Raw genomic sequence first — 6437 nt, 5'->3', positions numbered from 1 at the left:
CCGCTCAGAGATGTGTATAAGAGACAGGAACAGGAGCAGGTTGATCGACAGCGAGCGCGCCGTCCCCTCGACCGAGGCGGGAACGCCGATATCGACGGCTTTGCGCGCGAACGAACGACCCGGAATCATCTGGCGCAGTCGGATCTTGACGCCACGATTCCCCCGGAACATGATGACGAGGCCGACCCCGAACGCGAGCGCCCGGGCGAACACCGTTGCGATCGCGGCCCCGCCGATCCCCGATCCGGTGTAGCTCGTGAGGGCGAACAGCCACGTTTCGAGGCCACGAGCGCCGAGCAGCCCGAACAGCGGGTTGTTCTGAAAGCCGAAGATGAGGATCGGGTCGAGCACGATGTTGATGACGACCGAACCCGCCATCACGTACATCGGCGTGAGCGTGTCGCCGTACCCACGCATCAGCGCCATGAACACGGCGAAGCCGAAGACGGCCACGAGACCGATCGAGTACACCTGCATGTACTCCTCGACCAGCGGCGCGATATCGGGCCCCGCACCGAGCACCACGAGGAACTCGTCGACGAAGAAGTAGCCGATCACGCCGAGGACGAGCGAGGCGATTATCGCGTAGCTGATCGTCTGTGAGGCGGCATGTTCGGCTTTCCGTTCCCGTCCGGCTCCGGTGTGTTGGGCGACGAGCACGCTGCCGGCCACCGAGAGCCCGAGCGCGAGCGAGATCAACAAGAACACCATCGGGAACGCGAAGCTGATCGCGGCCAGCGCGGTCGTGTCGAACTGGCCGAGCCAGAACGTGTCCCCGAGGTTGTAGGCGGTCTGGAAGAGGTTCTGGACGATGATCGGCAAGGAGAGATAGAACAGCGGCTTTCCGATGCCGCCCTCGGTCAGATCGAACTCCTCGCGGGACTTGAACAGCCCGCCCAGCATGCTTCGAAGGCTCACTCCGCGGTGACCTCCTCGGGCCCGATCACCAGCGTCTCGTCGATGTGATCGAGCAGGTACTCACGGGCGTCCTCGATCGGCTGCTCGACGGCGACGTGGCGGGTCTCGGCCCCGTCGATCGTCGTCACGAAGAAATCCGCGATCCGATCGGGATCGAGGGCTGCGTCGAAGTACCCCTCGGCGACTCCCTCGGCCAGAATGGTACGCAGGAACGCGTGGAGATGCTCATCGAAGCGTTCGAGGCGGTCACGATAGGCCGTTTCGTAGGGAGCCTGGGCCTTGATTTCGAGGATGGCGGTCTGGAACTCTTGGTGGGCCTCCCGATCGCGTGCGGTGAGCCGTTGCCCGACGAAATCCCGCAAGCGGTCCGGCGGAGTCTCGCCTTCGGCCTCGCCCAGCTTTTCGCTGAAGTCGGCGATCAGGTGGTCCAGAAACGACAGCAACAGGTCGTGCTTGCTGTCGTAGTGGTAGTGGAGGGCGGCCTTGCTCTTGGTGGTCTCGTCGGCGATGTCCTGCATCCGGAGGGCGGCGTAGCCGTGCTCACAGAGCGCGCGGTAGGTCCCGTCCATGATCTCTGCTGCGGTCTCGTCGGTCGTCGTGTCGGACATGATCGATGATACTGACTGGTCAGTCAGCTCTTACCGAAATGACTAACCAGTCAGTTAAAAAGTTTTTGAATGGTGGCGCACCGTCCTGTTCCTGTGCGAGACGCCCACCACCACACGCTTGCCGAGTCGACGACGCTCTTCGCCAGCGACGGCGAACCCCTGGCCGACGTCTCAGCGGCTGCTGGCACGGACTGTGACGAAAGCCAGCCGCCATCGGTCGCGCCGATTCGTTCCGTGTGAGTTCACATCGATTCGGGTGCAGCCACCCCGAGGAGGCCGAGTGCGTTCGCCATCGTGGTCCTCGCACCGGCCACCAGCGCCAGCCGTGCCGTCCGGGTCTCCTCCTCGGCGTCGAGCACGGGACACTCCCGATAGAAGGCGTTGAACCGTTCGGCGAACTCTCTCGTGTAGGTGGCGATCACGTGCGGGGCGAGCTCGTCGGCCGCACTCTCGATTACGGCCGGGAACCGAGCGATCACGTCGAGCAGCGCGCGCTCTTCGGGCGTCGTGAGCGTGCTCGCATCCACGCTGTCGAGAGCCGGGACGTCGTTCGCTTCGTCCAAAATTCCGCAGGTCCGGGCGTGGACGTACTGGACGTACGGCGCGGACTGGGCCTCGAAATCGAGCGCGCGATCCCACTCGAAGGTGATCGCCTTCGTGGGCTGCTTGGAGACGATGTCGTATCGGACCGCGCCGAGGCCGACCTGGCGGGCGATCCGCTCGACATCGTCCTCGGTGAGGTCGTCGTTTCGGATCCGGTCGTCGAGTCTGGATTCGACTTCTTCGCGCGCGCGGGCGATCGACTCGTCGAGCAGGTCGTCGAGATCGACGCCGGTGCCCGCGCGGGTGCTCATGCCGCCCTCCGGAAGGTTGACCCACGAGTAGTACACGGATTCGAGCTGGTCGGTGTCGTTGCCGAGCAGGTCGAGCGCTCCCCGGAGCTGCTCGGCCTGGAGCTTGTGGTCCTCGCCGAGCACCGTGACCGCGTGATCGAAGTTGTCGAACTTCCACTCGTGGTGGGCGAGATCGCGGGTGGTGTAGAGGCTCGTCCCATCGGAACGGAGGAAGACGAGCTTCTTCTCGAAGTCGGGGAGGTCGAGCTGCCACGCGTCCTCCTCGTAGACCGCGTTCTCGGTGTCTTTGAGCTGCTCGACGATCTCGTCCATCGAGCCGTCGCGCATGAACCGCGTCTCACGAACGAACTCGTCGTACGTCACGGGCAGCCGTTCGAGCGACGATCCCATTCCACCGAGCATCGGCTCGACGACCTCGTTCACCCGCTCGAAGGTCGCCTCGTCGCCCGCTTCAAGCCCCTGAAGGATCGACTGGATCTCGTCCTCGGCGGCCTCGCGCTCGTCGTCGTTCGCCGCTTCGAGGTATGCGTTGCCCTTCCGGTAGTAGCGCACGAGGTCGTAGTCCGCGCGAGGGCGCTCGGGGTCGGGAAGGTCGTCCTCGTCGAACGTCTCGTAGGCCCACGTGAACACGGCCATCTGGCGACCGGCGTCGTTGACGTAGTAGTGGCGAGTGACGTCGTAGCCAGCGAAATCGAGGACGTTCGCGACCGCGTCACCGATGATGGGGTTGCGTGCCCGACCGACGTGGACTGGTCCTGTGGGGTTCGCGCTGGTGTGTTCGACCACGACCGACTCCTCTTTCGGATCGAGTCGACCGTAGCCGTCGTCGCCGGCGGCCGCGAGCGTGTCGTCGTAGTAGTTTTTCGAGGGGTGGAAGTTGACGTACGGCCCCGCGAGAGAGACCCGATCGAGATACTCGTAGCCCGTCGTGTCGAGCGTGTCGGCGACCTCCTCGGCCACCTGGGGCGGGGGTGCACCGCGCTCTGCGGCCAGCCGGAAGGCCACACTAGAGGCGAGCGGGGCGTCGACGTTCTCGGGTGGTTCCTCGATACCGAGGTCGGTCGTGTCGACGTCGAGCGCTGCGAGCGCCTCGGAGAGCGCCGCAGCGACGTCGTCGCGAAGCGAGAGGAACATACTCGCCGTTTCCCGGCGGCCGACATAGGGCTGTTGGGTTCGACCGTAACGACCCCGAGCCAACGGGTTTACCCGCCGCCCGTTCCATCGATCGATCACGTCACGGATCTGGAGTCGAACACCATCACGATTTCGTGATGCGTAACACGTCCGATACGCTTATGCGGGATGGTCCCCGAATCGGGTGTATGTCGACGGCAACCGAGCGCGCGGTCGGGAACGACGAGCTCGCCACGCTGAAGCTGCTGGCGCTTCGCGGCGCGCTCGACGGCGAGATCAAGGTCTCGTGTGCGAACCTCGCGGCCGACCTCGACGCCTCGAACCAGACCGCCTCGCGCCGGCTCCAGCGTCTCGACGACGCCGACTTCCTCACGCGCGAGACCGTGAACGACGGCCAGTGGGTCGCGATCACGCCGGCGGGCGAACGCGATCTCCGCGAGGCGTACGCCGCCTACCGACGCATCTTCGAGGAGGGGCTCACGGTCGAACTCGCAGGGAGCGTCACCGGCGGGATGGGCGAGGGCCGCCACTACATCACGCTGCCCGGCTACGCCGAACAGTTCGAAGAGCGGCTGGGCTACGAGCCGTATCCCGGCACGTTGAACGTCGACCTCACCGACGAGAGCATCCGGTCGCGCACGGCGCTCGCCGGGATCGATCCGATCGGCATCGATGGCTGGGAGGACGACGACCGCACCTACGGCCCCGCCGTCTGCTATCCTGCGACCGTCGAGACAGCGGACGAGAACTACGACCGTGCCCACGTCATCGCGCCCGAGCGCACCCACCACGACGAGGACCAGCTCGAAGTGATCGCCCCCGACAAGCTCCGTGAGGCGCTCGAGCTCGACGATGGGGATCGCGTGACCGTCCGAATCGAGGGTGAAGCGTGACCTCGCGGACGACCGAACATGCTGCCGAAGTGGGTGAGGCGGCCGAATCCAACGAATCCAGCGAATCCGCGGACCCAGCGGAACGCACGATCGCGGCGTTCGCGCGCGGCGACCCCGTCCTCGTCCACGACGCTGCCGACCGCGAGGGCGAGACCGACCTGATCTACCCCGCCGGCGCGGTCACGCCCGACGCGGTCGCCCGACTCCGGAACGACGCCGGCGGCCTCGTCTGCGTCGCGCTCTCCGATGGCGTGGCGAGCGCGTTCGACCTCCCGTTCACGCGGGAGATCGTCGATCATCCAGCGGCCGACGGCGACGCGCTGGCCTACGGTGATCGGTCATCCTTCTCGCTCACGGCGAACCACCGTGACACCTACACGGGGATCACCGACGACGACCGGGCGCTGACGATCACCGCGCTCGGCCGGGCGGCCGCCGCACCCGACGACACCGACTTCGCCGCGACGTTTCGCGTGCCCGGCCACGTCCACCTCCTCCGCGGTGCGCCCGACCTCCTCGCCGGCCGTCGCGGCCACACCGAACTCGCGCTCGCTCTCGCGGCGGCCGCCGACCGCGCGCCTGCGGCCGTGGTCTGTGAGATGCTCGACGATGCGGGTGGCGCGCTCGCGCCGACGGATGCGCAGACGTACGCCGAGGAGCACGACCTTGTCTACGTCGAGGGGAGTGCGCTCGTCGATCGCCTCGGGTAGTCAGAACACCCCGGCGATGAACCCGATACCCATCACGACGAGGATCGCCGCCGTGACCGCCGGCAGGTACTCGGTGTAGCGTTCGAGACGCTCCTCGTAGCGCTCGTAACCCGCCACGAGGAGGAGGGTGATCCCGACGAGCGAGACGATGACCGAAATCGCGTAGAGGAGCATGAGTTCGAGGCAGTAGCTCGATCCCGTACAGATCGCGATGATGTCGAACTCCTCGTTGTGGGCGAACCCGAGCGCGAACGCGAGCGCCGCCATCCCGTAGAGCCCGCGATCCGCTCCCTCCTCGGCAGGGTCATGTGAATGTGAGTGGCCCGAGTCGCCAACGAACGGCAGCACTCCACGGAGCCGAACGATCCAGCCAGAATCTTCGGTGTCAGCGTGATTGTGCTCGTGGTCGTGAGTGTGGCCGTGTTCGTGCTCGTGATGATCCTCGTCGGAATCGTCGTGTTCCTCGGTGGTGTGGTCGTGACCGTTGAAATACTGCCAGATTCCGAGCCCGATCAACATCGCGCCCGCAACGTAGTTCATCCACCCGATCTGCGTCAGATCGAAGTACGAGAGCGCGAAGAAGTAGAGCAGCACCATCGCGATGCTGCTGACGAGGTGGCCGACGCCGAGGATGAGACTCGACGCCGCGCCGTAGAACCACTTGTTCGGCTTGTCGAGCGCATAGCTCGCGGCGATCGCCCAGCCGTGACCCGGCGCAAGCCCGTGAACCAGGCCGAGCGCGCTCGCCCCGAGCGCGAGTCCCACCACCCCGTTTGCCATACGACCACCTGTGGAACACCGGTTGATAGGGGTTGTTATGGTCGAGCCGGCGGGTTCGTAATAACGGGGTTCATATCCGACGCCACCCAAACGGTCGCCGATGCGAACGAGCCTCAACGTTCCGGGGGAGGTTCTCGACGCGTTCGACGAGACGTGGCAGAACGAAGAGCTGGAATCGCGCTCTCGCGCCGTTCGTGAGGCGATGCAGGAGTATATCGAGCGCCACACCGGTCTCGAAGGGTTGGAGGGAACTGTCGTCGCCGCACTCGCCTTCGATTACGAACACACTCTCGTCATCGGCGAACTCCATACGATCCAGCACGAGTTCGAGTCGGTCATCGAAACGACCCACCACATGCATCACGGCGAGTGGTGCCTCGAAACGGTTTTCTGCCAGGGGCCGGCGCCACGGGTTCGCGAGCTCGTCTATCAGCTCCGCGATTTCGATGCCGTTGGTCGCGTCAACGTACTGTTCCTTCAGCCGGAGCACGCGCCCACGGCGAACGAGTAATCCCGATCACGCTCGATGATACCCAGCCC

The 6437-nt window shown here is 65.4% G+C and carries 8 protein-coding genes; 4 read left to right on the top strand and 4 right to left on the bottom strand.

Features of this window, described 5'->3' with window-relative positions; genetic code table 11:
* Together C450_RS02455 and C450_RS02450 are read right to left on the bottom strand one after the other, a co-directional pair.
* Positions 1-903 (bottom strand): MATE family efflux transporter (locus C450_RS02455; RefSeq protein ID WP_005039569.1); only part of this gene is annotated, 903 nt, incomplete at its 3' end.
* A gap of 11 nt (positions 904-914) precedes the next feature.
* The gene (locus C450_RS02450) at positions 915-1526 is read right to left on the bottom strand and encodes a TetR/AcrR family transcriptional regulator (protein ID WP_005039568.1); all 612 of its coding nucleotides are present in this window, start codon (positions 1524-1526) and stop codon (positions 915-917) included.
* A 93-nt stretch (positions 1527-1619) separates the two neighbouring features.
* Between C450_RS02450 and C450_RS21995 the strand changes: the two genes are divergently transcribed.
* Positions 1620-1766 carry a hypothetical protein gene (locus C450_RS21995; RefSeq protein WP_161606937.1) on the top strand — a complete coding sequence of 49 codons (147 nt, stop codon included), beginning with the start codon at positions 1620-1622 and terminating at the stop codon, positions 1764-1766.
* A 2-nt stretch (positions 1767-1768) separates the two neighbouring features.
* Here the strand turns inward: C450_RS21995 and argS are convergent, their stop codons facing one another.
* Entirely contained in the window at positions 1769-3514 is a 1746-nt protein-coding gene (gene argS, locus C450_RS02445; RefSeq protein WP_005039566.1) for an arginine--tRNA ligase, read from the bottom strand.
* A 188-nt stretch (positions 3515-3702) separates the two neighbouring features.
* On the opposite strand from argS, the gene C450_RS02440 reads away from it, so the two are divergent.
* Together C450_RS02440 and ribB are read left to right on the top strand one after the other, a co-directional pair.
* Positions 3703-4407 carry a DUF120 domain-containing protein gene (locus C450_RS02440; protein ID WP_005039564.1) on the top strand — a complete coding sequence of 235 codons (705 nt, stop codon included), beginning with the start codon at positions 3703-3705 and terminating at the stop codon, positions 4405-4407.
* On the top strand, positions 4404-5117 hold the full coding sequence (gene ribB, locus C450_RS02435) for a 3,4-dihydroxy-2-butanone-4-phosphate synthase (RefSeq protein ID WP_005039562.1): 714 nt from the start codon (positions 4404-4406) through the stop codon (positions 5115-5117). The genes C450_RS02440 and ribB overlap by 4 nt, the downstream gene beginning before the upstream one ends.
* Here ribB and C450_RS02430 read toward each other — a convergent pair whose 3' ends face one another.
* Complete coding sequence (locus C450_RS02430; RefSeq protein WP_005039560.1) at positions 5118-5897, bottom strand: HoxN/HupN/NixA family nickel/cobalt transporter; 780 nt, start codon at positions 5895-5897, stop codon at positions 5118-5120.
* A 100-nt stretch (positions 5898-5997) separates the two neighbouring features.
* Between C450_RS02430 and C450_RS02425 the strand changes: the two genes are divergently transcribed.
* Positions 5998-6408, top strand: coding sequence for a CopG family ribbon-helix-helix protein (locus tag C450_RS02425; RefSeq protein WP_005039558.1), 411 nt, complete (start codon positions 5998-6000; stop codon positions 6406-6408).
* Positions 6409-6437 lie beyond the last annotated feature (29 nt).

Source organism: Halococcus salifodinae DSM 8989 (genome assembly GCF_000336935.1).
GTDB classification, from domain to species: Archaea; Halobacteriota; Halobacteria; order Halobacteriales; family Halococcaceae; genus Halococcus; species Halococcus salifodinae.
The sequence above is the reverse complement of the archived record's forward strand: the minus strand, read 5'-3'. Positions and strand labels throughout refer to the sequence as shown.